General features: G+C 67.2%; 26 protein-coding genes and 1 tRNA gene. 18 read left to right on the top strand and 9 right to left on the bottom strand.

The annotated features are described in order from the left end of the window. Positions 1 to 14 precede the first annotated feature (14 nt). Positions 15 to 1,064, bottom strand: a complete 1,050-nt coding sequence (locus tag AC5P9P_RS17445; protein WP_049403797.1) for a bifunctional nicotinamide-nucleotide adenylyltransferase/Nudix hydroxylase — start codon at positions 1,062 to 1,064, stop codon at positions 15 to 17. A 193-nt stretch (positions 1,065 to 1,257) separates the two neighbouring features. Between AC5P9P_RS17445 and AC5P9P_RS17440 the strand changes: the two genes are divergently transcribed. After that, positions 1,258 to 3,150, top strand: coding sequence for a patatin-like phospholipase family protein (locus tag AC5P9P_RS17440; RefSeq protein ID WP_049433152.1), 1,893 nt, complete (start codon positions 1,258 to 1,260; stop codon positions 3,148 to 3,150). A gap of 317 nt (positions 3,151 to 3,467) precedes the next feature. Here the strand turns inward: AC5P9P_RS17440 and AC5P9P_RS17435 are convergent, their stop codons facing one another. After that, positions 3,468 to 4,835: a helix-turn-helix domain-containing protein gene (locus tag AC5P9P_RS17435; RefSeq protein ID WP_033833498.1), complete on the bottom strand. Its 1,368-nt coding sequence runs from the start codon at positions 4,833 to 4,835 to the stop codon at positions 3,468 to 3,470. A gap of 115 nt (positions 4,836 to 4,950) precedes the next feature. Between AC5P9P_RS17435 and AC5P9P_RS17430 the strand changes: the two genes are divergently transcribed. The 5 genes from AC5P9P_RS17430 to mmsB are packed head-to-tail and all read left to right on the top strand — an operon-like array spanning position 4,951 to position 10,490. Continuing rightward, the gene (locus AC5P9P_RS17430; protein WP_012478809.1) at positions 4,951 to 6,456 is read left to right on the top strand and encodes a CoA-acylating methylmalonate-semialdehyde dehydrogenase; all 1,506 of its coding nucleotides are present in this window, start codon (positions 4,951 to 4,953) and stop codon (positions 6,454 to 6,456) included. Between the two features lie 14 nt (positions 6,457 to 6,470). Further along, complete coding sequence (locus tag AC5P9P_RS17425; protein WP_033833499.1) at positions 6,471 to 7,637, top strand: acyl-CoA dehydrogenase family protein; 1,167 nt, start codon at positions 6,471 to 6,473, stop codon at positions 7,635 to 7,637. Continuing rightward, positions 7,634 to 8,431 (top strand): enoyl-CoA hydratase, encoded by a 798-nt coding sequence (locus AC5P9P_RS17420; RefSeq protein WP_005411946.1) that lies wholly within the window; start codon positions 7,634 to 7,636, stop codon positions 8,429 to 8,431. Before AC5P9P_RS17425 ends, AC5P9P_RS17420 begins: the two co-directional genes overlap by 4 nt. Further along, entirely contained in the window at positions 8,428 to 9,603 is a 1,176-nt protein-coding gene (locus AC5P9P_RS17415) for an enoyl-CoA hydratase/isomerase family protein (RefSeq protein WP_033833501.1), read from the top strand. Before AC5P9P_RS17420 ends, AC5P9P_RS17415 begins: the two co-directional genes overlap by 4 nt. Next, positions 9,600 to 10,490: a 3-hydroxyisobutyrate dehydrogenase gene (gene mmsB, locus AC5P9P_RS17410; RefSeq protein WP_005407687.1), complete on the top strand. Its 891-nt coding sequence runs from the start codon at positions 9,600 to 9,602 to the stop codon at positions 10,488 to 10,490. The genes AC5P9P_RS17415 and mmsB overlap by 4 nt, the downstream gene beginning before the upstream one ends. Before the next feature lie 148 nt (positions 10,491 to 10,638). On the opposite strand, the gene AC5P9P_RS17405 is transcribed toward mmsB, so the two are convergent. Continuing rightward, a complete protein-coding gene (locus tag AC5P9P_RS17405; RefSeq protein ID WP_014035621.1) occupies positions 10,639 to 11,064 on the bottom strand; it encodes an organic hydroperoxide resistance protein in 426 nt (141 codons plus the stop codon). 111 nt (positions 11,065 to 11,175) lie between these two features. Beyond that, positions 11,176 to 12,156 carry a cation diffusion facilitator family transporter gene (locus AC5P9P_RS17400; protein ID WP_049403794.1) on the bottom strand — a complete coding sequence of 327 codons (981 nt, stop codon included), beginning with the start codon at positions 12,154 to 12,156 and terminating at the stop codon, positions 11,176 to 11,178. A 104-nt stretch (positions 12,157 to 12,260) separates the two neighbouring features. Here AC5P9P_RS17400 and AC5P9P_RS17395 point away from each other — a divergent pair, with 104 nt between their 5' ends. Beyond that, positions 12,261 to 12,440, top strand: coding sequence for a hypothetical protein (locus tag AC5P9P_RS17395; protein ID WP_033833506.1), 180 nt, complete (start codon positions 12,261 to 12,263; stop codon positions 12,438 to 12,440). A 293-nt stretch (positions 12,441 to 12,733) separates the two neighbouring features. Here the strand turns inward: AC5P9P_RS17395 and AC5P9P_RS17390 are convergent, their stop codons facing one another. Both AC5P9P_RS17390 and AC5P9P_RS17385 read right to left on the bottom strand, forming a co-directional pair. Next, positions 12,734 to 14,515 (bottom strand): peptidoglycan-binding domain-containing protein, encoded by a 1,782-nt coding sequence (locus tag AC5P9P_RS17390; protein ID WP_033833503.1) that lies wholly within the window; start codon positions 14,513 to 14,515, stop codon positions 12,734 to 12,736. Positions 14,516 to 14,557: 42 nt separating this feature from the next. After that, entirely contained in the window at positions 14,558 to 14,977 is a 420-nt protein-coding gene (locus AC5P9P_RS17385; protein WP_219625293.1) for a lysozyme inhibitor LprI family protein, read from the bottom strand. 220 nt (positions 14,978 to 15,197) lie between these two features. Between AC5P9P_RS17385 and dusA the strand changes: the two genes are divergently transcribed. From dusA to AC5P9P_RS17365, 4 genes are all read left to right on the top strand, one after another. Next, positions 15,198 to 16,229, top strand: a complete 1,032-nt coding sequence (gene dusA, locus AC5P9P_RS17380; RefSeq protein ID WP_033833505.1) for a tRNA dihydrouridine(20/20a) synthase DusA — start codon at positions 15,198 to 15,200, stop codon at positions 16,227 to 16,229. A gap of 213 nt (positions 16,230 to 16,442) precedes the next feature. After that, positions 16,443 to 16,817, top strand: coding sequence for a hypothetical protein (locus tag AC5P9P_RS17375; protein WP_005407693.1), 375 nt, complete (start codon positions 16,443 to 16,445; stop codon positions 16,815 to 16,817). A gap of 73 nt (positions 16,818 to 16,890) precedes the next feature. Then, positions 16,891 to 17,574 (top strand): response regulator transcription factor, encoded by a 684-nt coding sequence (locus AC5P9P_RS17370; RefSeq protein WP_004136763.1) that lies wholly within the window; start codon positions 16,891 to 16,893, stop codon positions 17,572 to 17,574. Between the two features lie 25 nt (positions 17,575 to 17,599). Further along, complete coding sequence (locus AC5P9P_RS17365) at positions 17,600 to 19,024, top strand: ATP-binding protein (protein ID WP_032953760.1); 1,425 nt, start codon at positions 17,600 to 17,602, stop codon at positions 19,022 to 19,024. A gap of 461 nt (positions 19,025 to 19,485) precedes the next feature. Here the strand turns inward: AC5P9P_RS17365 and AC5P9P_RS17360 are convergent, their stop codons facing one another. Continuing rightward, a complete protein-coding gene (locus tag AC5P9P_RS17360; protein ID WP_174842114.1) occupies positions 19,486 to 20,277 on the bottom strand; it encodes a M90 family metallopeptidase in 792 nt (263 codons plus the stop codon). After that, positions 20,244 to 20,522, bottom strand: a complete 279-nt coding sequence (locus AC5P9P_RS17355; RefSeq protein ID WP_005407696.1) for a hypothetical protein — start codon at positions 20,520 to 20,522, stop codon at positions 20,244 to 20,246. Before AC5P9P_RS17355 ends, AC5P9P_RS17360 begins: the two co-directional genes overlap by 34 nt. A gap of 144 nt (positions 20,523 to 20,666) precedes the next feature. Here AC5P9P_RS17355 and birA point away from each other — a divergent pair, with 144 nt between their 5' ends. From birA to AC5P9P_RS17325, 6 genes are all read left to right on the top strand, one after another. Next, the gene (birA, locus tag AC5P9P_RS17350) at positions 20,667 to 21,635 is read left to right on the top strand and encodes a bifunctional biotin--[acetyl-CoA-carboxylase] ligase/biotin operon repressor BirA (RefSeq protein ID WP_033833474.1); all 969 of its coding nucleotides are present in this window, start codon (positions 20,667 to 20,669) and stop codon (positions 21,633 to 21,635) included. After that, on the top strand, positions 21,632 to 22,363 hold the full coding sequence (locus AC5P9P_RS17345) for a type III pantothenate kinase (protein WP_005407698.1): 732 nt from the start codon (positions 21,632 to 21,634) through the stop codon (positions 22,361 to 22,363). The genes birA and AC5P9P_RS17345 overlap by 4 nt, the downstream gene beginning before the upstream one ends. A 9-nt stretch (positions 22,364 to 22,372) precedes the next feature. Then, a complete protein-coding gene (locus tag AC5P9P_RS17340; protein WP_049403479.1) occupies positions 22,373 to 23,233 on the top strand; it encodes an SPOR domain-containing protein in 861 nt (286 codons plus the stop codon). Between the two features lie 40 nt (positions 23,234 to 23,273). Further along, positions 23,274 to 23,349 (top strand) — tRNA-Thr (locus tag AC5P9P_RS17335). A 206-nt stretch (positions 23,350 to 23,555) separates the two neighbouring features. After that, positions 23,556 to 23,843, top strand: coding sequence for a type II toxin-antitoxin system RelE/ParE family toxin (locus AC5P9P_RS17330; RefSeq protein WP_033833615.1), 288 nt, complete (start codon positions 23,556 to 23,558; stop codon positions 23,841 to 23,843). A 58-nt stretch (positions 23,844 to 23,901) separates the two neighbouring features. After that, positions 23,902 to 24,204 carry an addiction module antidote protein gene (locus AC5P9P_RS17325; RefSeq protein WP_049433632.1) on the top strand — a complete coding sequence of 101 codons (303 nt, stop codon included), beginning with the start codon at positions 23,902 to 23,904 and terminating at the stop codon, positions 24,202 to 24,204. Positions 24,205 to 24,657: 453 nt separating this feature from the next. Here AC5P9P_RS17325 and AC5P9P_RS17320 read toward each other — a convergent pair whose 3' ends face one another. Then, entirely contained in the window at positions 24,658 to 25,065 is a 408-nt protein-coding gene (locus AC5P9P_RS17320; RefSeq protein WP_033833617.1) for a hypothetical protein, read from the bottom strand. A gap of 594 nt (positions 25,066 to 25,659) precedes the next feature. Between AC5P9P_RS17320 and AC5P9P_RS17315 the strand changes: the two genes are divergently transcribed. Continuing rightward, complete coding sequence (locus AC5P9P_RS17315; protein WP_049433631.1) at positions 25,660 to 26,430, top strand: DUF3011 domain-containing protein; 771 nt, start codon at positions 25,660 to 25,662, stop codon at positions 26,428 to 26,430. The last annotated feature ends 24 nt before the right edge of the window (positions 26,431 to 26,454 follow it).

The raw sequence follows: 26,454 nt of genomic DNA, 5'->3' as shown, positions 1-26,454 counted from the left end.
GGGGGCCGGGCCTGTCAGCCGCGGCCGAGGAAATACTCCAGGATGTGCAGGTGGTCTTCGAACAGCTGCGGGCCCATGTCCAGGGCTTCACTCACCGGTATCCAGCGCGCCTTGTCTGCGTCGTCGCCGCCGCGCACCGGCGGCAGTTCACCGGCCGGGAATTCGAAGTGGAAACCGTGGGTGATGGTGCGGCCGCGCTGGCTGCGGTCGGGGTGGTCGAAGACCTGCTGGCCCTTCAGCGAACCCTTCAGCACCGGCAGCGGAATCTTCAGCCGGGTTTCCTCGCGCAGTTCGCGCAGGCAGCTGTCGAGCAGGCTCTGTTCCTGGCCGACGAAGCCGCCGGGCAGCGCCCACAGCCCCTTGCCGGGTTCCGAGCGGCGACGCACCAGCAGCACGTGGCCTGAATGCACCACCACCGCATCGGTGGTGACGAAGGTGGGCGCGTAGGGCGCATCCTTCCAGGCGGCCTTGTACTGTTCGATGAAGCGGTACTCGGCCACCAGTTGGCCATACGCAGGCGCGCTTTTGCGGAACGCTTCGAGCATGTCGTACACCGGCGCCGGCACATTGCCACGCAGCATCAGCAGCGCGCCGTGGAAGTCGACGTCGCCGGCTTCGAACAGGTAGCGCCGCAGCTCGGTGGCCGACAGGGTGGCGGTATGCTGCACGTCCACCAGCGGCCACTGCGGGAACTCGCGCAGGTAGTAGCTGGACGCGTCCTTGTCCATGCCGATCAGGCCCACCTTCGCATCGGCGGCGGCGCCGTCGTTGCGCAGGGCTTCAGCCACCTGGCGCTGCACGTTGGCGATCCACTGCGCTTCGTTGTACAGGTGGTCACGCAGCGGGCGGATCAGCAGACGGTCGGTGTGGCCATCGAGGGCGGCCTGGATCATCACGGCGCGTTCGGCCACGGTCCAGGGATTGCGCAGGCTGCGGGGGGTATCGGCAGAGCCGACCAGGAAGATCAGCTTGCGGGCCCGGCTCAGGGCCAGGCGGGCAACGGCGGCGTGGCCGTTGTGGAAGGGCTCGAATCGCCCGATGAAGACGAGATAGTCGAATTCCATGAGAATCCCTCATGTCGTTGTGGCAGCCGCGGGTCTGTCCCTTGGCTTGCTGCAGATGCTACGCCGATGGCGGGGCGGGTCAAGCCTGCAGCCGTGCTTTCTGCTGAACGGCGCATTGCGTGCGCGGACTGCGCCGTTGTTCTCAGGCCCTGAGAAGCCCCTGCGCCATACTGGCACCCACGCGGCGGACGGCATGCTCGGGGGCAAGACAGTGGCGGACAAGTACTGCGATCTGGTCATGAAAGGCGGCATCACCAGCGGCATCGTGTACCCCAATGCGGTACTGGCGCTGGCGCGCGAGTATCGCTTCAAGAGCATCGGCGGCACTTCGGCCGGCGCCATCGCCGCCGCCGTGGCGGCTGCGGCGGCCTGCGGTGATCGTCGCCAGCAGGCCGGCGAGCACCTGCCCGGCGATGCAGGCTATGGCGGGTTGTCGGCGGTGTCGGCGCAGCTGTCGCGGCGCGGCTTCATCTACAGCCTGTTCCAGCCCGCACGCGGCGCACGCGCGGCCTATCGCCTGCTGGTGGTGCTGACCGGCAATGCCAGCCTGCCGCACAAGCTGCTGTGCCTGGCCGTTGCCGTGTTCGAGATCGCGCCGCTGGAAGTGCTGGTGTCGCTGGCGCTGCTGCTCGGCCTGGGCTGGTGGGGCGGTGGTTGGAGCGGGGTGGCGGCCACGCTGCTGCCGTCTCTGCTGTGCGCGTACGGTGCGGGTGTGGCCGGTGCCGCGCTTCGTGTGGCACGCGTGGCGCGACGCAATCTGCTGGGCCTGTGCAGCGGCCTCGGCCGCGATGCACGCACGCCGGCACTGACCGAGTGGCTGCACGAATGCCTGCAGCAGTTGTCCGGCAAGCCGCTGGATGCACCGCTCACCTTCGCCGACCTGCACGATGCGCCACGCTATGCCGGCGAGCCGGACAGCCCGCATGCGATCAGCCTGCAGATGATCACCACCTGCGTGTCGCACAACGAGCCGCGCACGCTGCCGCTGGGCGGCGCGCAGTTCTGGTTCCTGCGCGAGGAATTCGAGCAGCTGTTCCCGGCCAGCGTGGTGCAGTGGCTGGTGACGCAGGCCGGCCCGCCGCTGGAGGTGGAAGGGCGGCAGTACTACCACCTGCCGCCGGGCCCGAAGCTGCCGGTACTGGTGGCCACGCGCATGAGCCTGAGCTTCCCGCTGCTGATCAGCGCGGTGCCGCTGCATGAACCCTCACGCCGCGAACGACGCTGCGAGCCGACCGCGCCGGCGGCCGACCCCGAGCACAACGTGGCCGACAGCATGGAAGGGCTGACCAGCGCCGGGCAGGCTTGCGGCCCGGTGATCACCGCCTTCCGCATCTGCTGGTTCTCCGATGGTGGCATCAGCAGCAATTTCCCGATCCATCTGTTCGATGCCGCGTTGCCGCGCTGGCCGACCTTCGCCATCAATCTGGTCTACCCGCAGCACGCCGAAGAGGTGAACCACGGCAGCAGTGGCCGCCAGTCGCTGGAGCACGCGGTGTTCCTGCCCACCGAGAACCGACACGGCTGGCAGCGCACCTACCAGTCGATCGCCACACCGCTGGCGGCCGCCGAGCTGGGCCGCTTCCTGTTCGCGGTGGTGGCGACCATGCAGAACTGGCGCGATCTGCTGCAGGCGCGCGCGCCGGGCTACCGCGACCGCATCGTGCACGTCAGCCTGCAGGGCGACGAAGGCGGCATGAACCTGGACATGCCGCAGGAGGTGCTGACCCGCATCGCCGACAAGGGCAGCCTGGCCGGTGCGCGCTTCTGTTCGTTCTCGTTCGAGAACCACTACTGGATCCGCTGGCGCAACCTGGCCTCGGCCTACCAGCGCTACACGCTGGAAGTGGCACGCACCGATGATCCGGCGCAGCAGGTACTGGCCTACCGCGCGGCGTACGCGATGGTTGCCCGCGGGGAACCGGCACCGCCGTCGTACAAGCTGGGCTCGGAAGACAAGCGGCTGGCCGCGCAGCAGCTGTGGGGGTTGATGGTCGAGCAGGGACGTACCTGGGAAGACCTCGGCCCGGACCTTACCGACGGCGCACCGCGTCCGCTGCCGCAGATGAAGGTGACGCCGATCTACTGAGCCGGTAGTAGATCCACGCCATGCGTGGATGCATTTCGCGCAGGGCCAGAGCGTGCCGACCAACGGTCGGCACCCACCATCAGCATCACCATCAGCATCAGGTTCCAGCACCAGGAGGAAACTGTCGAAGGCGGGCTGGTGTCGGATTGCGGGGTGTCCGCGGCATGGATGCCGGGGGTCACTTCAGGGACGGGTTCACGGCGTCCCCGCAATCCGACACCACCCCGCCATCCCACGGAAAGCCCGCTGTTGCTTTTGAGGTTGCCGGCCAGCGGCCGGCACTACCGCAGGTGCAGGGCGCAGCCCTGCAGAACCCCCTACCGCCCCGGCAACTGCGCGAACGCGCGCTGCATGCAGTCCTCGCGCGGGCACACCCGGCAACCCGGCCCGATCGACACCGAGTTCCCCGGGCTCTGTACATCCAGCCCCAGCGAATACACCAGGCGTTCGGCATGCTGCAGGTCGCAGCCCAACGCCACCGCGAACGTCTTGCGTGGCTGGCCATGGCCCACCGGCCCGCTGCTGACCTGCCGCGCCAGCCAGAAATGACGGCGGCCATCGGGCATGCGCGCGGTCTGGGTGAGGATGCGCCCGGGCTGGTTGAACGCCTCGTAGACGATCCACAGCGGGCACGACCCTCCCACCTGCGAGAAGTGGAAATCGGTGGCCGAATGGCGTTTGGACACGTTGCCGGCACGGTCCACGCGGATGAAGAAGAACGGCAGCCCGGGCGCACTGCGCCGTGCCAGCGTGCTCAGCCGATGGCAGACCGCTTCGAAGCCCACGCCGAACTGGTGCGCCAGCAGCTCGATGTCGTAACTGCTGGTCTCGGCCGCACGCAGGAAACGCATGTACGGCATCACCAACGCACCGGCGAAGTAATTCGACAAGCCAATCCGCGCCTGCGCGATGCGTGCCTCATCGGTAAAGCCAGCGCGCGCCACTACCGCATCGATCTGCGGCAGGTAGCCGTGAAGGGCCAGCTCGGCCGCCATCTGGAACGCCTGCTGGCCGGGCTCCAGGTAATCGGGCAGCCACAGCCGCCGCGCATCGGCATCGTATTGCCGTTTCTCGCGCCCGGCCTGCAGTGCGGCCACTTCCACCAGCACGCCATGGCGGTCGGCCAGCAGCTGGCGCAGCCGCGGTGCCACATGCCCGGGCGACAGCCCCCATTCGGCGAACAGCTGCTCGGCCAGCTCGTCCAGTTCGGGGATGTGGTTGTGCATGCGGTTGAAGAACTCGCGCACCTGGTCACCGGCGGGCAGGGTGCTGCCGGCACCGGGCTCGCCCAGCTGGAACTCCAGCGCGGCGGCATGCTCGCGCAGCGCCAGGTGGCGGCGGTGCAGGTCCAGCAGTGCGCGGCTGACCTGCGGCAGGTTGCCGGCCAGGGCGCGCAGCTCGGTCGCGCTGACTTCGGCCAAGCCGAGGTCGCGCAGGGTCTCGCCCAGGGCTTCCTGCAGGGCAGCGGGCTCATCTTCGTCGAACAGTGAGGAAACATCGCCCAATACCTCGCCCAGCTTCTTCTGCACGGCCGGGGTGAGTGGGCGTTTGTTGCGCTCGATCTGGTTCAGGTAACTGGCCGACAGGCCCAAGGCGCGGGCCAGGTCCACCTGGCTGTAGCCGCGTTGCTCGCGCAGCCGTAGCAAGCGCAGGCCAAGCTGCCGCTGGGTGGCTGAATAATTCACAGAATTAACATGAATCGTCTGGCGTGTTGGCCAGATTAAGCGGATTCAGCCCGGAAATCGAGACGGGTGATGTGAATAATGCCAAGCATCTTTCGCACCCCGTGGGATTGTCGTCATGACTGTTGCAGCGCCCCGTATCCGCATGCTGATCGATGGCCAGTTCGTTGAATCGGCCACCTCCCACTGGCAGGACGTGATCAATCCGGCCACCCAGGACGTGCTGGCCAAAGTGCCGTTCGCCACCACCGGCGAAGTGGACGCCGCCGTCGCCGCCGCCAAGGAAGCCTTCAAGACCTGGCGCAAGACCCCGATCGGTACCCGCGCGCGCATCTTCCTGAAGTACCAGCAGCTGATCCGCGAGAACATGAGCGAGCTGGCCCACATCCTCACCGCCGAACAGGGCAAGACCCTGCCAGACGCCGAAGGCGATGTGTTCCGTGGCCTGGAAGTGGTCGAGCACGCCGCCGCCATCGGCAACCTGCAGCTGGGCGAGCTGGCCAACAACGTGGCCAATGGCGTGGACACCTACACGATCATGCAGCCGCTGGGCGTGTGCGCTGGCATCACCCCGTTCAACTTCCCGGCGATGATCCCGCTGTGGATGTTCCCTATGGCGATTGCAACGGGCAACACCTTCATCCTCAAGCCGTCCGAGCAGGACCCGATGGTCACCATGCGCCTGGTCGAGCTTGCCTTGGAAGCCGGCATTCCGAAGGGCGTGCTGAACGTCGTCCACGGCGGCGAGGAAGTGGTCAACGCGATCTGCGACCACCCGGACATCAAGGCCGTGTCGTTCGTCGGCTCCACCCGCGTCGGTACCCACGTCTACAACCGCGCCTCGCTGGCCGGCAAGCGCGTGCAGTGCATGATGGGCGCCAAGAACCACGCCGTGGTGCTGCCGGACGCCAACAAGGAACAGACCCTCAACGCGATGGTCGGTGCCGCCTTCGGTGCCGCGGGCCAGCGCTGCATGGCCGCCTCCACCCTGGTGCTGGTCGGTGAGGCGCGCAACTGGGTGCAGGACCTGGTCGAAAAGGCCAAGACGTTGAAGGTCAGCGCCGGCACCGTGTCCGGCACCGACGTCGGCCCGGTCATTTCCTGCAGCGCCCGTGAGCGCGTGGAAGGCCTGATCGCCTCGGGCGTGGAGCAGGGCGCCAAGCTGGTACTCGACGGCCGCAAGCCGCAGGTCGATGGTTTCGAGAAGGGCAACTTCGTCGGCCCGACCATCTTTGCCGGTGTCACCACCGACATGCGCATCTACCAGGAAGAAATCTTCGGGCCGGTACTGGTCATCCTCGAAGCGGAAACGTTGGAAGACGCCATCGCGATGGTCAACAGCAACCCGAACGGCAACGGCACCGCACTGTTCACCCAGTCCGGCGCGGCCGCGCGCAAGTTCCAGGAAGACATCGACGTCGGCCAGGTCGGCATCAACGTGCCGATCCCGGTGCCGGTGCCGCTGTTCTCGTTCACCGGTTCGCGCGCCTCCAAGCTGGGTGACTTGGGCCCGTACGGCAAGCAGGTGGTGCTGTTCTACACCCAGACCAAGACGGTCACCGCGCGCTGGTTCGATGACGAGACGCTGAGCCACGGCGTCAACACCACGATCAGCCTGAAGTAACGGCAGGAGCAGCCATGAGCCACTCGATGACGACGGAACTGGAAGAAGCGCAGCAGGCGTACCGCGAGGCGGCGCGCGACTTCGCACAGGCCGAACTGGCGCCGCACGCCGCGCGATGGGATGCGGAGGGCATCTTTCCGCGCGAGGCGATCGCCAAGGCCGGTGAACTGGGCTTCTGCGGCCTGTACATGGACCCGGAAGTGGGCGGCAGCGGCCTGAGCCGACTGGACGCCGCCGTCGTCATCGAGGAGCTCGCCAACGTCGATCCGTCGACCGCGGCGTACATCAGCATCCACAACATGGCCTCGTGGATGGTGTCCAAGTGGGGCCAGCCGGCCCTGCGCGATGCGTGGGGCGCCGATCTGTCCTCGGGCAGCAAGCTGGCCTCGTACTGCCTGACCGAACCGGGTGCGGGTTCCGATGCGGCGTCGCTGAAGACCACCGCCGTGCGCGATGGCGACTTCTATGTGCTGAACGGCTCCAAGGCCTTCATTTCCGGCGCCGGTGCCACCGAGCTGCTGGTGGTGATGGCGCGCACCGGTGGCCCCGGTGCCGGGGGTGTCAGCGCGATTGCGGTGCCGTCGGACCTGCCGGGCATCAGCTTCGGCCGCAAGGAAGAGAAGATGGGCTGGAACAGCCAGCCCACCCGTGGCATCACCTTCGAAAACGTCCGCGTGCCGGTCAGCCACCTTCTGGGAGAGGAAGGCGGCGGATTCAAGCTGGCGATGAAGGGTCTGGACGGCGGCCGCATCAACATCGCCGCCTGCTCGCTGGGTGCCGCGCAGGGTGCGCTGGATGCCGCACGCCGCTACATGGGCGAGCGCCGCCAGTTCGGCAAGGCGCTGGCCGAGTTCCAGGCGCTGCAGTTCAAGCTGGCCGACATGGTCACCCAGCTGGTCGCCGCCCGGCAGATGGTGCACACCGCCGCGCGCAAGCTCGATGCCGGTGCCAGCGACGCCAACGTGTGGTGCGCGATGGCCAAGCGCTTCGCCACCGATGCCGGCTTCAACGTCTGCAACGAAGCGCTGCAGATCCACGGTGGCTACGGCTACATCCGCGAATACCCGATCGAGCGCCTGCTGCGTGACTGCCGCGTGCACCAGATCCTGGAAGGCACCAACGAGATCATGCGGGTGATCGTTGCCCGTCACCTGCTCAACACCGAAGAGGAACTGCGATGAAGGATTGGCGTACCCAGGAGCACGTGGGCCTGAAGGTGGAGGTGGATGGCCACACCGCCGTGGTCACCCTGAACAACCCGCCGGCGCACACCTGGACCGTGCACAGCCTGTCGGCGCTGCGCGACCTGGTGGGCGCGCTCAACGCAGACCGCGACATCTACGCGCTGGTGATCACCGGTGACGGCGAGAAGTTCTTCTCCGCCGGTGCGGACCTCAACCAGTTCGCCTCCGGCGACAAGGCCGCTGCACGCGAGGCCGCGCGCCGCTTCGGTGAAGCCTTCGAAGCGCTGTCCGGTTTCCGTGGCGTGTCGATCGCCGCGATCAACGGCTACGCCATGGGCGGTGGCCTGGAATGCGCGCTGGCCTGCGACCTGCGCATCATCGAAGACCACGCCCAGGTCGCGCTGCCGGAGGCCACCGTCGGCCTGCTGCCGTGTGCTGGCGGCACCCAGAACCTGCCGCGCCTGGTCGGCGAGGGCTGGGCCAAGCGCATGATCCTGCTGGGCGAGCGCATCAATGCCGAGACCGCACTGCGCATTGGCCTGGCCGAAGAAAAGGTCGGCAAGGGCGAAGCCAAGGCACTGGCCCTGGAATGGGCGAAGAAGGCCGGCAAGCAGAGCCCGACCAGCATCGCCGCCTGCAAGACCCTGGTGCAGTCCACCCGCACCGGCACCCACGCCTCGGCGCTGGTGGCCGAGCGTGAAGCCTTCGTCGACCTGTTCGACACCGCCGACCAGGTCGAGGGCGTGACCGCCTTCCTGGAAAAGCGCACCGCGCAGTGGAAGAACGCATGAGCACCGACACCGTTGCCGACGACGCACCGGTGCTGTTCGAGGAGCGCGTGGCCGGCAACGGCGCGCGCATCGGCATCGCCACGCTCAACGCGCCGCGCACGCTCAATGGTTTCTCGCTGCCGATGGCGCACCTGCTGCTGAAGCAGCTGAATGCCTGGGCCGATGACGACGGCATCGCCATGGTGGTGCTGCAGGGCGCCGGTGAGAAGGCGTTCTGCGCCGGCGGCGACCTGCACAGCCTGTACAAGAGCATGGTCGCCTTCCGCGAGGCCGGCTGCAGCGACATCCGCGAGAACGACTACGCCGCCGAGTTCTTCGACGTCGAATACCGCGTCGATCATCTCATCCACACCTACGCCAAGCCGATCCTGTGCTGGGGCCATGGCATCGTGATGGGTGGCGGCATCGGCCTGATGTCCGGCGCCAGCCACCGCGTGGTCAGCGAGCGTTCCAAGCTGGCCTTCCCGGAAATCACCGTCGGCCTGTTCCCCGATGTCGGTGGCAGCTGGCTGCTGCCGCGCGTACCGGGCAAGGGCGGCTTGTTCCTGGCGCTGACCGGCGCACTGCTCAACCCGGGCGATGCCATCTACGCCGGCCTGGCCGACGTGCACGTGGCCGAAGAGCGCCGCAGTGCAGTGTTCGATGCGCTGCTGCAGGTGGCCTGGTCCAGTGATTCCGCACACAACCACGAACGCCTGACCCATCTGCTGCAGTCGCATGCCAGCGATGCCGCCACCGGCCCGCTGCTGGCCAATGCCGCGCAGGTCGAGGCGCTGTGCGAGGGCGATGACCTGCCCGCGATCATCGAGCGCATCAGCAAGCTGCAGACCGACGATGCCTGGCTGCAGGCGGCACAGAAGACCCTGGCTGCCGGCGCACCGGGTTCGGCACGCTTGGCGTACGAACTGCAGCGCCGCAGTACCGGCCAGGACCTGGCCGCGGTCTATCGCCTGGAGTACATCGTCGCCCTGCACTGCGCCGCCCACGGTGATTTCGCCGAAGGCATCCGCGCGCTGCTGATCGACAAGGACCGCAATCCGCAGTGGAACCCGGCCACCCTGGCCGAGGCCACCGGCGCGTGGGCCGACACCTTCTTCGCTTCCCCCTGGGCCGCTGCCGCGCATCCGCTGGCCGACCTGGGCACTCCCCTTGTTGAAAGGAGCCTTGCATGAGCCGCATTGCATTCATCGGGTTGGGCAACATGGGTGGCCCGATGGCCGCCAATCTGGTCAAGAACGGCCACAGCGTGCGCGTGTTCGATCTGGTCCCGGCCGCGGTGCAGGCCGCCGTTGACGCCGGTGCCAGTGCTGCGTCGTCGGCGCGCGACACCCTGGCCGATGCCGAAGTGGTGATCTCGATGTTGCCGGCCAGCCGCCACGTCGAAGGCGTGTACCTGGGCGATGACGGCATCCTTGCCGCGATTCCGGCCGGTGCGCTGGTCATCGACTGCAGTACGATCGCCCCGGCCAGCGCCCGCAAGGTCTCCGAGGCCGCTGCCGCGCGTGGCCTGCAGATGATCGACGCACCGGTGTCCGGCGGTACCGCCGGTGCCCAGGCCGGCACCCTGACCTTCATCGTCGGTGGCGAAGAGGACGCGCTGGAACGCGCGCGCCCGGTGCTGCAGGCGATGGGCAAGAACATCTTCCATGTCGGCGCCAGCGGCGCCGGCCAGGTCGCCAAGCTGTGCAACAACATGGCGCTGGGCGTGATCATGGCGGTGACCGGTGAAGCCATCGCGCTGGGCGTGGCGCACGGCCTGGACCCGAAGGTGCTGTCGCAGATGATGGCGGTCAGCACCGGCCGCAGCTGGGCCACTGAAGTGTGCAACCCGTGGCCGGGCGTGCTGGAAAACGCGCCGGCCTCGCGCGGCTACAGCGGCGGTTTCGGCAGCGATCTGATGCTGAAGGACATGGGCCTGGCGGTGGAAGCGGCGATGAGTGTCGGTGCCTCGATTCCGCTGGGCGAAGTGGCCCGCAACCTGTACTCGATGAACCACCAGGCCGGCCGCGGCAAGCTGGATTTCTCCAGCGTCGTGCAGCTCATCACGAGCGAGAAGTGACCTGGTAGTGCCGGCCGCTGGCCGGCAACCTCATGCCCCCCTGTGGGACAACGAAGGTGGGATGGGCGGATGTTCGGTTTCGACCGGCATCCGCCCATTTTTTTGCTCTTTACGTTGGTAGTGCCGGCCGCTGGCCGGCAGCACCCCATCAGGCAACGATCAGCGTCACGTCGATGTTGCCGCGGGTGGCATTCGAGTACGGGCACACGATGTGCGCCTTCTGCACCAGCTCTTCCAGCTGCTCGCGCGGCACGCCCGGAGCGCTGATGGTCAGCTCGGCTTCGATGCCGAAGCCGGTCGGGATCTGGCCGATGCCGACCTTGCCAGTGACGGTGGTGTCGGCCGGCAGCGCGACCTTGGCCTGGCCGGCCACGAACTTCAGCGCGCCCAGGAAGCAGGCCGAGTAGCCGGCGGCGAACAGCTGTTCCGGGTTGGTGCCCGGGCCACCGGCGCCGCCCAGCTCGCGCGGGGTCGACAGCTGGATGTCCAGCACGTTGTCGGAGGAGACGGAACGGCCTTCACGGCCGCCGGTGGAGGTGGCCTGGGCGGTGTACAGAACCTTTTCGATGGACATCGGGATGCTCCTGGTCGGTGGGTGGGTGGTGCGTTGGAGCGTACTTTGCCCGGTTTCCGCGTACGTTGGGTTGCAGGGCGTACGAAAAACTTGATCGATCGTCCTGGTGGCCTAGATCGTCCACTCGCGGTCGGTGGTGAACATGATGGTCAACCAGCGGTCCGGCGAGGCCTCGCCCAGCGCGTCGCCGATCTCGTCGCGCAGCTGGTCCCATTCCACCAGCGGCCGCGGCGGGTCGTTTTCCGGCACCACGAAGAACAGCTCGATCTGCTCGCCTCGCCCCACCTGCGCCACGTAGCTGCGGTGCTCGACGAAGCCATGCTTGGCCACGATCGCGCGTGCCACGGCATCCACGTGCGCCTGCAGCTCCGGCGGGGTGACCAGCAGGATGCCCGCCAGCGCCCGGCGCACGGTGCCGAGCGGGGCGATCATCACCAGCACGCAGACGAAGGCGAGGATGGCCGGGTCGATGTACGGCCCGACCCAGGCCCACGAGGTGCCCTGCACCAGCACGCCGCCGAGGAAGGCCAGCAGGTAGCAGGCTGACATGCTGGCCGCGATCACCCAGTTTTTCGCATCCAGTGCGATGAACTCCGAGCCGATGCGGCGGTTGGCGCGCAGGATGAACCAGGCCAGCGCGCCTTCGCCGACGATGGACAGCCCGGCGAAGGCGATGGCCGGGCCCAGTGCGATGTGGCGGCCCCCGGACATCAGTGCATCCACCGCATTGACCAGGGCATACAGTGCCGCACCGATCATCAGCGTGCCGCTGACCCCCAGCACGATCGGTTCCAGGTGCCAGAAGCCCATGGTGAAGCGCTGGTTGAGCCTCGACTGCAACGCGTCGGTCTGGGTGGACAGCGCGATCAGGCGTGCCACCAGCAGCGACAGCCAGGTCATGACCACGTCGATCAGGCCGTAGATGCCGTCGAAGATGATCAGCGAGGAATTGGCCAGCAGGCCGAATACCACTGCGGCGGCGGCCAGCAGCAGCGAGGCGGCGATCGACAGGCGCAGCACGCCCTGTTCGGTGGCGGGGTCGAAGAACTGCGGGCGGTGGGTGGCCATGGCCCGATTGTAGGGCGGCGGCATGCTTCGCTGCCTTCCGCTGTCCGGCATCGTCGCAGAACGTCGAGGACATCGCCGAGACGCCCAGCGAGCGTGACCGCGGATTCGTCGCCCAGGGCATGGCCAACATGGTCATCGAACTCCTCGGCCGCATGCTGGATATGCAGCGCTACGATGCCGGTGACACGCAGGTCTACCGCGTGCGTGGGCAGGTGTTCTTTGCCTCGGCCGGCCCTCTGGGTGCGGTGTTCGATTACCCGCACGTGACGCCGAAGGTACAGATTGATCTGCGCGACGCCCACCTGTGAGACCTGACCGCCTGAGGCGGCAGTGTTTCAAGAAGCAGACCGCCTATGGATGGCGGGTACTGACCACTTAGGGAAAGCTCCGGACGGACTTATCTGTCGTCAAAGCGTCGACGCGATCAAACCGGATCGGCTACACCTCGAGGCCGACTCCCTCGAAGCGTGGGCACGCTCCGAGGCGCAAGACCTCGCATTTGCGACAATCCTCGACGCACCTCAACCAATGCCCCCGTCGGCCTCAAGCCGACGAGGGGTGAGCAAGGTAATGGCACTCGCAGGCCCGTGGGCCCGCTCTCTTACGCCATCATGGCCCGCGGGCCGTGCTGCTGGGTCTGCTGGTCGATCTTCTGCTGCTCGCGCTGCTGATCGCTCACCTGCAACGCCCGCTCGCTGTTCTCCTGCACGCTCTGGCGCATCGCGTCAGCGGTCGATACCGGCGCGGTATTGCGGTTCAACGCGCTTTCGTCATGCAGCGCATTGGCCTGCACCGCGCGCGCCATCGAGCCATCCTGGTTCAGCTCAACGCGATCAACCCGGTACAGGCCGGCACGTGCAGCTTCCACGGTAAGCGCAGCGGCCAGCTTCTCGCTGTGCTCGCCGGAGGGCAGGCCACGCGCTTCCTCGGCGAACTTCACCTGCACCAGGGTCTCGGTGTACAGCCAGTTCTGCGGGCTGCGCGGGTCGGACATCGGGTACACCGTCTCGCGCGCAGGCTCGGCCGCGGCCTGCTGCTCCTGGGTGTTGCCCTGTGCCTGCGCACGCTGCTGCACTTCATTGGCCAGCGCCTGGCGGGTTTCCGCATCGGCAATGCCGGTCGCAGGCAGGCCATGCTGCTGCTGGAACGCGTTGATCGCATGGCGGCTGCCACCGCCCAGATAGCCGTCGCTGCCGATGGCCTGACCCTTGGCGTCGGTCAGCCCCAGCGCGGCCAGGTTGCCCTGGAGTTCGCGCGCGTCGCGGTCGATCGCGGCCAGCGTGGCTGGCCCGGCCTTGCCGTCCACCGGGTCCAGATTGTGTGCGCGCTGGAAGTCTTCCACCGCCTTGCGGGTGGTGGCATCGAAGCGCCGGTCCGGATTCAGCGTCTGCTGGCCGCCAGCACTGGCATAGCCCAGCGTGACCAGATTGCTCTCCAGCTTCAGCACGTCACGGCCGCTGGACCCTTCCTTCAACGTCTGCGAACCGGCCTGCTGGCGCGGTGCGCCGATCTGGTCCAGCGCCACCTTGATGTCTGCATCGTTGTGCTCACCGGCGGGCGAGTAGTCGCGGCTGCTGACCTTGGCATGGGCGCGGTCCATTGCGTCCTTGTTGTTGGCGTAGGCATTTTCGTAGCGCACGGCGATGTCGCCGGCCTTGGGCGCGTCGAAGTACTGGTAGGTCTCGCGGATCTGCCCGGCCTTCGCGCGCAGCGCCTCGTAGTCACCGCCTTCTTCCAGCACCTTCTGCAGCTTGGGCAGCTGGCTGGGCAACTGGTTGGCGGTCTTGGCGATCAGGCTGATCGCTTCGAAGCGGTTTTCCTCGGCGATGCCGCTGCCGTGTGCGTCCACCATCGCCATGCCGATCCGGGTGGCGTTGCGCACCTGCGGGTAGTCGATGTTCGCGTGGATCCACTGCTTGCCCTCGGCCGAACCGGCCCAGGCGTTGATGCTGTCGCGCGTGTTGGTATCGATGAACTGGATCGAGCTGCGCCCGCTCAGGCCATTGCCGTGGCTGAGCAGGTCGCGGCGCAGGTCGGCGTGGTCCTGGGTGAACGGCAGGTTGTGCGCCTTGGCATAGCTGCTGGCCTGATCGATCACGGCGTCGACATAGGTCGTCTCGCCCGCCTTCAGTGCGTGGCCGTCGATGGCGCCCAGCGCCCACTCGCCGCGCTGGCCGAAGTCGACCTGGATCGCGCCCAGGCTGTAACCGCTGTTCTGCGCGACTTTGTTCACTGTGCCCCAGTGCGGTTCGGTCACGCCCTGGGTGATGCCGGCGATGGCCAGATGGTAGGAGGCGGGACCCCCTTCGGTACCACGGCCGACGGCGAAATACACGGCGCCGGAGGTGGCATCGAGATCATGGGTATCGATGTTGGTTGGCATGTCTTACATCCTTGTGCAGTCAGAGGGTTTGCCCCTCAAGGGTCAGTCCAGCAGCTGCAGATACTTCTGCAGCTGGTCGGCACGCGCGCTCAGGCGCATCACATCGTTCAGCTCGCCCTGCAGGTTGCCGGGCTGCGAATCGTCGTACAGCGCGGTATCCAGTTCGCCATCGCGGCTGCGCGACTGCAGCCACGCGCGCTGGGCATTCACCAGCTTGGTCTTCTTTGCGCCAGTCAGCTTTGCCTGCAGCTGGCGGTAGGCCTGGTTCAGGCGCTGATCCTGGCGTGCGCTTTCCGAGGTCAGGCAGGCGGCCTGCTCGATCGCACCCTGTGCCTTGTCACGGCAGGTGGTGAAGGCCGGGCTCAGCCCGGTGGCCGCCGGTGCTGCGGTTGCCGTGCCGATGGCCAGTACGGCGACCGCCAGCGCGGTGGCGAGGGTCCTGCTCAAACGCTTGTGCTGCATCATCTGCTCCACACGTCCAATCCATTGCGAGCGACGGACTATAACGGCGTCAATATTTCGTCGTCGTCAACGAATCGCGACAACTGTGACCGGTTGCCCGTCATTGTGGGGTGGCGCCGCCCGGCCTGCGGACGGCCCTCGGGCCCGGGCGCCCCAGCGCTATCCGGGCGCCAGCCGCCGCCATTCAGCCGAGCGGTGTAAACTATTGATCTCACTGGCAATGCCAGTCTCCACGATCAACACCCCGATGACGTCCGCCACCGCCCGTTACGCTGATTCCCTGCGCCTGTCCGTTGCCCCGATGATGGACTGGACCGACCGCCATTGCCGCGTGTTCCATCGCGTGCTGGCGCCGGGTGCACGCCTGTACACGGAGATGGTGCACGCCAACGCGGTCATCCACGGCGACCGCGAGCGCCTGCTCGGCTTCGACCGCAGCGAACAGCCGCTGGCGCTGCAGCTGGGCGGCAGCGATCCGGCCCTGCTGGCGCAGGCTGCACGCATTGCCGCCGAGTGGGGATACGACGAGGTCAACCTCAACTGCGGCTGCCCATCCGACCGCGTGCAGGCCGGGCGTTTCGGCGCCTGCCTGATGCGCGAGCCGGTGCTGGTGGCCGAGTGCGTGGCGGCCATGGTCGATGCGGCCGACATCCCGGTAACGGTAAAGTGCCGCCTGGGCGTGGACGAGGACAACGACTACGACGTGTTTGCCAGCTTCGTCGACCGCCAGGTCGCCGCTGGTGCGGCGATGGTGGTGGTGCATGCCCGCAACGCGTGGCTGAAGGGCCTGTCGCCGAAGGAGAACCGCGAGGTTCCGCCGCTGAAGTACGACTGGGCCTACCGCCTGAAGCAGGAACGCCCAGCACTGCCGGTGGTGATCAACGGTGGCCTGGCCAGCATCGAGGCGGTACAGGCGCAGGCCGCGCACGTCGATGGCGTGATGCTGGGCCGGGCGGCCTATCACGACCCCTATCTGCTGCATCAGCTGGAGGCGCTGCACACCGGCGCCCCGCTACAGGCACGTGGTGACCTGCTGCGCGCGATGCGCCCCTACATCGAGGCGCGGCTGGGCGAAGGCCTGGCGCTGAAGCACATCACCCGCCACCTGCTCGGCCTGTTCCATGGCCAGCCCGGTGGTCGCGCCTTCCGCCAGGTGCTGAGCGAGGGCGCACACCGCCCGGGCGCCGGCTGGAGCCTGATCGAACAGGCCTTGGCGGTCACCGAACGCGAAGCTGATCGCGCCGCGGCGTGACGTCGGTCACGGTCCTGACTTGACAAGGGGCGGCGATTCGTCCCGAATGTTCACCTAGATGAACGACGCGAGCGCAGGGCCGGAAAAGTTCAGACCGGATTCACTGCCCCAAACCAAGAATTTGCAAAGGATTTGTAAAGCGCCGGGTCCCGAACCCGGCTCCCGGATTTACGACTTTTGAACGAATCGCCGTGCTCGGCTAGGATCGCATCGATGTCTTCCGCTCCCTTCCATCGCCGCATTGCCCTGGCCACCTGCGTGGTGCTGGCGGCTGCGCCGCTGTCTTCGGCGCTGGCGCAACAGCCGCCGCGCGGCGATCAGGGGCGCGCGGAGATGATGGAGCGGGGCGAGCGCGGTGGCCGTGGCGACGAGCGCTCGCTGTCCGATGCCGTGCGCCGCGTGCAGCGCACCACCGGCGGCCACATCCTCGGCGCCGAGCGCGTGCCGTTCGATGGGCGTGACATCAACCGGGTGAAGTACATGGACGACCGGGGCCGGGTCCGCTACATGGACGACCCCGCACCGTCGCGTTCACAGCCGCGCACGCCGCGGTCGGATATGTCATCACTACGCGGCGATAACCCCTGAACAGGGATAGTTGTCGCTATCAACCCGTACCCCACAGGCCTCCGGGCCACACCCAGGACACTAGGGAGAGTTCATGCGTATCCTTCTGGTCGAAGACGAAGCCCCGCTGCGTGAGACCCTGGCAGCCCGGCTCAAGCGCGAAGGCTTTGCCGTCGATGCTGCGCAGGACGGCGAGGAAGGCCTCTACATGGGGCGCGAAGTTCCGTTCGATGTCGGCATCATCGACCTCGGCCTGCCCAAGATGTCGGGCATGGAGCTGATCAAGGCCCTGCGTGACGAAGGCAAGAAGTTCCCGGTGCTGATCCTGACCGCGCGTTCGAGCTGGCAGGACAAGGTCGAAGGCCTGAAGCAGGGCGCCGACGACTACCTGGTCAAGCCGTTCCACGTTGAAGAGCTGCTGGCCCGCGTCAACGCGCTGCTGCGCCGCGCCGCCGGCTGGAGCAAGCCGACCCTGGAATGCGGCCCGGTCGCCCTGGACCTGGCTGCGCAGACCGTCAGCGTGGCCGGCAGCAATGTCGACCTGACCAGCTACGAATACAAGGTGCTGGAGTACCTGATGATGCACGCCGGTGAACTGGTCTCCAAGGCCGACCTCACCGAGCACATCTACCAGCAGGACTTCGACCGCGACTCGAACGTGCTGGAAGTGTTCATCGGCCGCCTGCGCAAGAAGCTGGACCCGGATGGCGAACTGAAGCCGATCGAGACCGTGCGCGGCCGCGGCTACCGTTTCGCGATTCCGCGCAACGAGGGCTGAGCCGGCTCAGCCTGGCGAGACCATGATGTCCGGCCGTCTGTGGTTCTTCCGACGCTGGCGGCCGCGCTCCCTGCAGGCGCGCCAGATGCTTGCCGCGTCCGTGGGCCTGGTCGCGTTCCTGGCCCTGGCCGGTTACGCACTCGACGCCGCCTTCGCCGATACGGCGAAGGCGAACCTGCGTGAGCGCCTGAAGAACTACGCCACCGCGTACGCGGCCGGCATCGACTTCACCCGCGACCGCTCGCTGTACATCCGCGAGCAGCCGCCGGATTCGCGCTTCGACGTGCCGGGCAGTGGCCTGTACCTGCAGGTGGTGATGCCGCACGGCAAGGGCAATTCGATGTCCGCCGAAGGCCCGATGCTGCCCACCGTCGGCGGCGGCCTGCTGGCGCCACGCCAGGAAGTGTTCGAAGGCCCGCTGCCGATGATCCAGATCGACGGCAGCCAGGGCTCGGTGTACCGCTATGGCCTGGGCCTGGTGTGGGACGCCGACGCCGACCCGGCCACCGAATTCCCGTACACCATCTATGTGATGGAAGACTCGCGCGCGTTGGGCGCGCAGCTGCGCGTGTTCCGTGGCCGTGTCTGGTTCTACCTGGGCGGCATCGGCCTGATCCTGCTGCTGCTGCAGACCGTCATCCTGCAGTGGAGCCTGCGTCCGCTGCGTCGGGTGATCACCGAGCTGACCAAGGTGCAGCGCGGCGAGACCGAGCGCATGAGCGAGCGCCACCCGCGCGAGCTGGAACCGCTGACCGACAGCATCAACGCCTTCATCGAAAGCGAGCGCGAGAACCTCGAGCGCCAGCGCAACACCCTGGCCGACCTGGCACACAGCCTGAAGACGCCCATTGCGGTGCTGCGCACGCAGATGGACAGCGGCGCGGGCGATGGCGCGCTGCGAGAAGAGCTGGACGTGCAGCTGCAGCGCATGAACAACTTGGTTTCGTACCAGCTGGCACGTGCTGCGTCGTCGGGCCACAAGCTGTTCTCCGCGCCGCTTCCGATCGAGTCCAACGCCGAGGAAATCGTGCGTGGCCTGGAGAAGGTCTACGCCTCCAAGGGCGTGCTGTGCGAGTTCGACATCGATCCGGCCGCGCGCTTCCACGGCGAACCGGGCGACCTGCAGGAACTGCTCGGCAACCTGCTGGAAAACGCCTTCAAGTGGGCCAACCGCCGCGTGCTGCTGACCGCGCAGCCGCTGCCGGCACCGAACGCGCGCCGCGCAGGCCTGCTGCTGGCGGTGGACGACGATGGCCCGGGTATCGCCCCGGACGACATCGGCAAGGTGCTGCAGCGTGGCGTGCGTGGCGACGAGCGCGTGCAGGGCCACGGCATCGGTCTGTCGATCGTGCAGGACCTGATCAAGGATTACCGCGGCGAACTGGCCGTCGGCCGTTCCAGCGAACTGGGCGGCGCCCGTTTCGAAGTGCGTTTGCCGCCAGGGCCGTAAACCTTCGCAATCGGTAGTGCCGGCCGCTGGCCGGCACCCTCATGATCTAGTGCCGGCCGCTGGCCGGCATCCTCATGATCTTCGGTGGCATTGCCAGGTTGCCGGCCAGCGGCCGGCACTACCGTGTTTCGATCTTCGGCGGCGCGCCGTAGCACCGCCGCAGCCGCGCGTTCCCGTCCGCCGGGCATCGCCTGACGCAACAGCGCGTGGTATTCCGGTAGTGCCGGCCGCTGGCCGTCACCCTCATGATCTTCGGTGGCATTGCCAGGTCGCCGGCCAGCGGCCGGCACTACCGTGTTTCGATCTTCGGCGGCTCGCCGTAGAACCGCCGCAGCCGCGCGTTCCCGTCCGCCGGGCATCGCCTGACGTAATAACGCGTGCGTAATCCGGTAGTGCCGGCCGCTGGCCGGCACCCTCATGATCTTCGGTGGCATTGCCAGGTTGCCGGCCAGCGGCCGGCACTACCGTGTTTTGATCCTTGGCGGCTCGCCATAGAACCGCTGCAGCTGCGCGGCGACCTCCGGCAACGCCTGCTGCAGCAGATCCGGTGCCGAGAAGTGATACTCGCTGGCCACCGCGAAGAACTCTTCCGGCGCCTCGGCCGCGTACGGGTCGATCAACGTCTCCTCGCCGGCATCCACCTGCGCGCAGAAGGCGTCGTAGGAACGCTGGAAGGTGGCTGCCCACTCGCGCTGCCACTCGCGCGGCAGTGGCGGCGTGCCGTCCATCGCGCCATCCAGCGCATCCAGCTTGTGCACCATCTCGTGCACCGCCACGCAGTAGCCCTCGTGCGGCGTCGCCAGGTCGGCCTGCACATCGGCCCACGACAGGATCAACGGACCGCTGTCCCACGACTCGCCAATCAGTTCGTCATCCCACTCATGCAGTACGCCGGCCGCATCCATGTGGCTGCGATGTACGCGGAATGCATCGGGGTAGACGATCAGCTGCGACCAGCCTTCCAGACCCACCTCGCCGAACTCCAGCAGCGGCAGGCAGCACAGTGCCGCCAGCAGCACGCCATCGCCGGCCTCCAGCTGCAGCTCGCCGATCGGGGTAATGGTCTTCTCGTGCAGGAAGCGCGTGGCCAGCAGGCGCAATCGCGCGCGGCGATCGTCGTCCAGACCGTGCATCCAAGCCGCACGGCGGCAGGCCTCATCCCACAGTACATCGTCGATCGGCCGCGGCGCAGGCCGCAGCCACTGCAGCAACGACTTGATCAGCGGAACATTCCCGGCAGGTAGCTGTGCCACTTCGGTGCGCGGATGCGCTGCAGCACGTCGTCATCGCTGCCACCGCCGCCCGTGCTGGTGCTGGCTGCCGGGCGGACCGGTGCCGGCTTGGTGGTGGCGGCCGAAGCGGTCGCGGTCGGTGCACGCTGCGAAGCGGCATCGCCGTTGGAGGACACGCAGGCGCCGCGGCTGTCGTCCAGCGCTGCCGTCGCAGACGCCGCGAAGGGCATCGTCAGCAGGATCAGGCAATGGGCATAACGGCGCATTGACGACATCCACGTTAAGGGAAGGTGAGTTCCCGATTCTAGCCCGAACCCGGCGCCCCGTTGGAAGCCCCCGCGGAACCCAGCGTGGCGGGCGCCGCTGGCGGCTTTCCCGCATAATTCCTTCCTGACTTCGTGGAAGCTGCCGTGGACGACCGCCAATTGCTGGCCAAACTCGCTGCCGGTCGCCTCTCCGGCGACGCCCTGGCCCGTGAGCTGGGCCAGACCCGGGCGGCCATTTGGAAGCGTATTCAAGGACTTAGAGCCGCCGGTGTAGACATCGAGGGGCGTGCAGGTGAGGGCTATGGCCTGACCCGCCCGGTCGACCTGCTGGACCCGGCCGCGATCCGCGCCGGCCTGCCCGGCGACGCCCAGGCGCTGCTGCACGACCTCCAGGTGGCCTGGACGGTGGACTCGACCAATGCCGAATTGCTGCGGTGCAGCGCGCCCCAGCGCGGGGTGAGCGTGCTGCTGGCCGAACGCCAGACCGGTGGCCGCGGCCGTCGTGGCCGTACGTGGGCGTCGCCGCTGGCCGCGCATATCTACCTGTCGGTGCTGCGGCTGTTCTCCGGTGGCCTCGGTCGCCTGGCCGGGCTGAGCCTGGTGGCCGGCATCGCCGTGGCCGAAGCGCTGCACGACCTGGGCTACACCCAGGCGCAGCTGAAGTGGCCGAATGACCTGATCGTCGATGGCAAGCGCAAGCTGGTCGGCCTGCTCGCAGAAGGCGGTGGCGAATACGCCGGCCCGGCGCGCGCGGTGATCGGCATCGGCATCAACACGCACATGCCGCCGTCCTTCGCCGAGCAGATCACCCAGCCGTGGGTGGACCTGGACACGCTGGCCGGCAAGCCGGTGGACCGCAACGTGGTGGTTGCTGCCGTGCTGGCGCGCCTGCTGCCGGCACTGGAAGAATTCGATCGCGAAGGCCTCGCTCCCTTCCTGCCGCGCTACGCCGCGTTCGACATGCTGGCCGGTCGAGAAGTACGGGTGGAACTGGAAGGGCAGTGGCAGCATGGCACCGCGCTTGGCCTGGCCGATGACGGGGCACTGCGCGTGCGCATCGATGGCCGTGAGCGCCTGCTGCACGCCGGCGAAGTCAGCGTGAGGGCGGCATGAGCGATTGGTTGTTCGACCTCGGCAACTCGCGCTTCAAGTTCGCGCCGTTGCAGGGTGACCGTGCCGGTGACGTGCAGGCCTGGGCGCATGGCGCCGAAGGCATGGCCGGACAGCCGCCGCACAGCCTGCCCAGCGGTACCACCGCGTTCGTGGCCAGCGTGGCCGCACCGTCGCTGACCAGCGCCATGCTGGACCAGCTGCAACGTCGCTTCGAGCACGTGCACGTGGTGCGTACCAGCGCCGAATGCGCCGGTGTGCGCATTGCCTATGCCAAGCCCGAAAAATTCGGTGTGGACCGCTTCCTGGCCCTGCTGGCCGCGGCCAAGGCGCAGCGCCCGGTGCTGGTGGTCGGGGTGGGCACCGCACTGACGATTGATCTGCTTGACGCCGACGGCCAACACCACGGTGGCCGCATTTCCGCATCGCCCACCACCATGCGCGAAGCACTGCATGCCCGCGCGGTGCAGCTGCCGGCTACCGGCGGTGACTACAGCGAATTCGCCAACGACACCGCCGACGCGCTGGCCTCCGGCTGCGATGGTGCGGCCGTGGCACTGATCGAACGCAGCGCACAGCAGGCGCACACGCTGCTGGGCGTGGCACCGTCGCTGCTGGTGCACGGTGGCGGCGCACCGGCGCTGATGCCGTTGCTGCCCGGCGCGGATTACCATCCCTCGCTGGTGCTGGATGGCCTCGCCCGCTGGGCGGTGCACCAGCCCGCAGGCTAGTATCCGCGCATGCTGACCCGTGCCCTGATCGTCGTACTGGCCATCCTCAATCTTGGCGTCGCCTGCTGGTGGCTGCTGCGCGATGCGCCGCAGAAGCCTGCGCCGCCGCCGCAACCGGCCGGCGTGGCCGAGCTGCGCTGGGTGCCCGGTGGCGTGGATGCCGCTGCGGCCGCCGAAGCCACAGCCGCCGCGCCGACCGCGCCGTTGATGGAGCGCGAACCGGCGGACAATACGGCCGTGGCTGTAACGCCGGCGCCCGCCGCCCCGGCCAAGCCGGAGATTGCCAAGCCGCAGGCGGCTGAGGCTACGCCGGTTGCTGCCGCTGCCAAGCCGGCAACACCGCCTGCACCGACCCCGACCCCGGCGCCGGCGCCGGAAAAGCCCGTAACCCCGCCCGTGGCTGCCGAACCGCCGCGCTGCGTCGCGCTGGGCCCGTTCGCCGACCGCGCCACCGCGAGCAGCGCGCAGGGCAAGGCCGGCACGCTGCTCAGCCAGGTGCGCCTGCGCGAACAGCCCGCTGCCAGCGGCAGCGCCCGTTACCGGGTGATGCTGCCGGCCGCCGCCAACCGCGAAGAAGCCCAGGCCACCGTGAAACGCATCGTCGCCGCTGGCCTGAGCGACTACTACATCATCAGCCAAGGCGAGGAGGCCAACGCCGTGGCGCTGGGCCAGTACCGCAACCGCGAAGGCGCCGAGCGGCGCATGGCGGCGGTGCAGGCCGCCGGCTTCCAGCCGCGCCTTGTCGCCAGCGGCGACGCCGGCCAGTGGTGGCTGGAAGGGCAGCTGGCGGCAGGCACGCAGCCGGCCCAGGCCCAGCAGCGCAGCGGGGCGGCACAGAGCCGGTCGCTGGAATGCACGCGGTTGCGCTAGAATCCCCGGACCGCGGCGCTGCCGCCGGTGCATCCCCCATGCCGCTTTAGCTCAGTTGGTAGAGCAACTGTCTTGTAAACAGTAGGTCATCCGTTCGATTCGGATAAGCGGCACCACCACACTCCAGTTGTGCAGCTCGACACGGCGGCGCAGTAATCGGTCGAGCACTGCTCCCTGCTGCGTCTCTCCCCTTCTTTTCCTGCCTTGCTGTTATCTCATCTTGCACCTGACGAGGCGCGTCCCACCTGTCTGTGCGCGTCCTTCGTGGTTGATACGCGTTTCTCGTAGTTGAAAATGTGTAGTCAGTAGGCTACATTTTTCCATGAAGATCCAGCGTACCCGTCAGTTCGCGACATGGATTGACGCTCTCAAGGACGTAACTGCGCGCGCTCGCATCCTGGCCCGCATCGGTCGGCTCACCGAAGGCCATCCGGGCGATCACCGCTATCTGGGGGACGGTATTTCCGAACTGCGTGTCGATGCAGGGCCGGGCTACTGCCTGTACTACACCCAGCGCGGCAGGCAGTTGCTGATTCTTTTGGTCGGAGGTGACAAAAGCTCACAGCAACGCGATATCGAAAAGGCCAGGGAGATTGCACGTGCCCTGTGAGCGTCGAACCGGCTGTAGTCGAAACGAATCAATACCCAAGTACTGGAGCTGTTCCATCATGGCCACTAAGAAAAAAGTCGAACTCAAAGCATTTGATGTGGCCGAACACCTTCGGACACCCGAAGAAATGGCCGCCTATCTCGACGCCTGCATCGAGGAAAGCGACGGCGATTCCGCATTCATCGCTAAGGCGCTTGGCGACATCGCGCGCGCTCAGGGTATGAGCAAGGTTGCGCGCGCGGCGGGCCTGTCGCGCGAGAGCCTTTACCGCGCACTGTCCGGCGAACGCAGCCCCGATTTCGCCACCATCCTGAAGGTGACCCGTGCCTTGGGTGTGCGCCTGCATGCCAGTGCCGTGTGAGGCGTCAAGGCACTGCGCTCCACTTCCGCCGCTCCAAGAAGTCCGGTGCGATCAGTCTTAATCAAACCGAATGATGCGGATCAACCCTCTTGTCGACGATCCGTCTCCGAAGGCGGCCACCGTGCCACAGGGGAATACCTCTTTCGCACCGTCATGGTTGACGAATGAGATCGTGCAATTCGTCCGCGTTCCAGGACGGATCCGGGTGATGGCTCTGTCATTCAAGACGAAGCTGTACCACATGAGTTCAGGACTCATGGAAGGCGCCATGGGGCGTGCGGTGGACGCGATCATCTCGGCAACAGCGCCGCCACGCGAATCCTCTTCGTCCAGCCGCAGCTCAACGAGGACAGGTTTGGGTAGGGTGTGCTCATTCCAGCAGCGGGTCTGCCTGAATCGTTAGCTGGGTTGCGGCGTGTTGAACCTATGCGTTGGGGATCTCAACGTTCCGCATTATTGAGTCCCACCCATCTGCAACGCCACATACTCCGCCAGCCCCCGGCAGGCCAGCATCAGACCCTCGCGCGTGCCATCGCCGATGTCGTCCTTCTCTTCCCCATCCACGCGCACGCGCTCTGCGGCGTGGTACAGCTCCAGCAGCGATACCAGGCCCACTGCGGCGCGGTCCCTGCGTGCGGTAGCCACGGCGTCGCCAGGTGTGCCTGCCGGTCCCTGCCACGGCTGTCCATCGGCGGCGTCACCGGCCTGGATGCGTTGCAGGCAGCCGGGCAGGTTGATGGGCGCGGGCGCCTCGTTGGCGGCAGCGAAAGCGGCTTCCAACGGCTGCGCCAGTTCGGGCGGCAGGCGCAGCGCAGCCTCGCCCAGGGTGGCGGTCAGGTACGGGTGATCGGTCTTGGGCATGCGGGCGTCCTCGTCGGAAACAGAGGTGCCACCCGAAGAGGGTGGCGGGCGATGCGTGGCTTCCAAGACCGGGTCAACGAATCGGCGGGCACGAGGCCCCCACGCACCGCCCGCCGTCGATCGGCTAACGGATTGCCAGCCGGCGCCGCCCCTGAAAGGACGACGCCGGCTGGCAAGCGTATACATCGTTGACAACGCGGGCTTGGAAGTCCCGACCACCTTTGCAGGTGGCGATTCATCATGCGCACGCGAAATCCCCGCCTGCCAGTCGTTTGTTTCGATGGCATCGGGTGATCTGAAAGGAAAAATGAATTATCGCGTTTGGCCCGTTTCGAGCATCGCAATGCCAGAAGCGACATATCGCGCAGCGCCCTAATCATCGGCCATCCGGGCCGCTCCACTGTTGCCGCACGGCTTACAGTAGCGTGCGACGTAAAGCTGGCTTAACAGCCTCGGCAAGGCACCAAGGCAACGATACCAGACCCAAAAGTGCCAACGCGCGCCCCGGATCTTGATATTCCTCACGGACAGCCCGCAGCGCCCCACCGCATACTGCCGCTACACGCCCGCCCTTGGCCCCTTCGGGATAAGCACATGCGTCGCCATGCCCTGTCGCTCATCGTCGCACTGTTGTCCACCGCCTTCGTGGCCCCGGCCATGGCTGCTGTGCCGTTCTTCAACGCCAGCTGCCCGGGCGGCATCGATGTTCACGCCGACGATGGTGGACCCGTCTACGTGCAGGGCCGCGAGGCCACGCTGAAACGTTTCAACGACCGCTATTTCGAAGCACGCGATGCCAACAGTGGCATCACGCTGTCGATCAGCCGCAACGATGACGGCGCGCCGCAGGTCAGCTACACCGGCCGTGGCGGCGCCAATGGCATCTGCCAGGTCAGCGCCAGGGGCACGTCCGCGCTTACCGCAAACAGCGCACGCGCTCGCGACGCTGCCTCCGGAGATGCCGCACTACCGCGCGAAGTCACCTGCGAATCCACCGGCCAGCAGCAGGTCTCTTGCGATCTGAACACCCGTGGCAACGTGGAAATCGTGCGCCAGCTCAGCCGTACCCGCTGCGAGGAGGGCAAGAACTGGGGCCTGTCGCGGCACTCGGTATGGGTCAATGGCGGCTGCCGCGCGGTGTTCCGCAATGTGTCCTCGGTGACTACCCCCGCGCCGGCAGGCGATACCGCGTTGGGCGCCTGCAACATGCGCAAGGGCGCGCAGGGCGCGCTGGTGACCCAGATGCCGGTGGGCAGCGATTACCAGGAACTGATCATCGATTATCCCGATGGCCGCTTCCTGTGCATGATGCGCAACAACGGCCAGGTGCAGAGCGTGACGCCGGTGCGCCGCAGCGGACGCTGAGCGCGCAGCGGGTTGGGGCAGGCT

This window comes from Stenotrophomonas sp. YJH_SMC_14-1 (assembly GCF_059372275.1).
Note: the sequence above shows the minus strand (reverse complement) of the source record. Positions and strands in the feature narration are given on the sequence as shown.

What these genes read in the sequence shown, in the direction of transcription:
- AC5P9P_RS17405 (WP_014035621.1), bottom strand. Translation starts at nt 11,064, where the DNA reads ATGTCCATCGAAAAGGTTCTGTACACCGCCCAGGCCACCTCCACCGGC.
- AC5P9P_RS17445 (WP_049403797.1), bottom strand. Translation starts at nt 1,064, where the DNA reads ATGGAATTCGACTATCTCGTCTTCATCGGGCGATTCGAGCCCTTCCAC.
- AC5P9P_RS17325 (WP_049433632.1), top strand. Translation starts at nt 23,902, where the DNA reads ATGGCCACTAAGAAAAAAGTCGAACTCAAAGCATTTGATGTGGCCGAA.
- AC5P9P_RS17375 (WP_005407693.1), top strand. Translation starts at nt 16,443, where the DNA reads ATGTCTTCCGCTCCCTTCCATCGCCGCATTGCCCTGGCCACCTGCGTG.
- AC5P9P_RS17390 (WP_033833503.1), bottom strand. Translation starts at nt 14,515, where the DNA reads ATGCCAACCAACATCGATACCCATGATCTCGATGCCACCTCCGGCGCC.
- AC5P9P_RS17340 (WP_049403479.1), top strand. Translation starts at nt 22,373, where the DNA reads ATGCTGACCCGTGCCCTGATCGTCGTACTGGCCATCCTCAATCTTGGC.
- AC5P9P_RS17420 (WP_005411946.1), top strand. Translation starts at nt 7,634, where the DNA reads ATGAAGGATTGGCGTACCCAGGAGCACGTGGGCCTGAAGGTGGAGGTG.
- AC5P9P_RS17355 (WP_005407696.1), bottom strand. Translation starts at nt 20,522, where the DNA reads ATGCGCCGTTATGCCCATTGCCTGATCCTGCTGACGATGCCCTTCGCG.
- dusA (WP_033833505.1), top strand. Translation starts at nt 15,198, where the DNA reads ATGCCAGTCTCCACGATCAACACCCCGATGACGTCCGCCACCGCCCGT.
- AC5P9P_RS17400 (WP_049403794.1), bottom strand. Translation starts at nt 12,156, where the DNA reads ATGCCGCCGCCCTACAATCGGGCCATGGCCACCCACCGCCCGCAGTTC.
- AC5P9P_RS17425 (WP_033833499.1), top strand. Translation starts at nt 6,471, where the DNA reads ATGAGCCACTCGATGACGACGGAACTGGAAGAAGCGCAGCAGGCGTAC.
- AC5P9P_RS17330 (WP_033833615.1), top strand. Translation starts at nt 23,556, where the DNA reads ATGAAGATCCAGCGTACCCGTCAGTTCGCGACATGGATTGACGCTCTC.
- AC5P9P_RS17315 (WP_049433631.1), top strand. Translation starts at nt 25,660, where the DNA reads ATGCGTCGCCATGCCCTGTCGCTCATCGTCGCACTGTTGTCCACCGCC.
- AC5P9P_RS17345 (WP_005407698.1), top strand. Translation starts at nt 21,632, where the DNA reads ATGAGCGATTGGTTGTTCGACCTCGGCAACTCGCGCTTCAAGTTCGCG.
- AC5P9P_RS17370 (WP_004136763.1), top strand. Translation starts at nt 16,891, where the DNA reads ATGCGTATCCTTCTGGTCGAAGACGAAGCCCCGCTGCGTGAGACCCTG.
- mmsB (WP_005407687.1), top strand. Translation starts at nt 9,600, where the DNA reads ATGAGCCGCATTGCATTCATCGGGTTGGGCAACATGGGTGGCCCGATG.
- AC5P9P_RS17385 (WP_219625293.1), bottom strand. Translation starts at nt 14,977, where the DNA reads ATGCAGCACAAGCGTTTGAGCAGGACCCTCGCCACCGCGCTGGCGGTC.
- AC5P9P_RS17320 (WP_033833617.1), bottom strand. Translation starts at nt 25,065, where the DNA reads ATGCCCAAGACCGATCACCCGTACCTGACCGCCACCCTGGGCGAGGCT.
- AC5P9P_RS17365 (WP_032953760.1), top strand. Translation starts at nt 17,600, where the DNA reads ATGTCCGGCCGTCTGTGGTTCTTCCGACGCTGGCGGCCGCGCTCCCTG.
- AC5P9P_RS17415 (WP_033833501.1), top strand. Translation starts at nt 8,428, where the DNA reads ATGAGCACCGACACCGTTGCCGACGACGCACCGGTGCTGTTCGAGGAG.
- AC5P9P_RS17440 (WP_049433152.1), top strand. Translation starts at nt 1,258, where the DNA reads ATGCTCGGGGGCAAGACAGTGGCGGACAAGTACTGCGATCTGGTCATG.
- AC5P9P_RS17430 (WP_012478809.1), top strand. Translation starts at nt 4,951, where the DNA reads ATGACTGTTGCAGCGCCCCGTATCCGCATGCTGATCGATGGCCAGTTC.
- AC5P9P_RS17395 (WP_033833506.1), top strand. Translation starts at nt 12,261, where the DNA reads ATGGTCATCGAACTCCTCGGCCGCATGCTGGATATGCAGCGCTACGAT.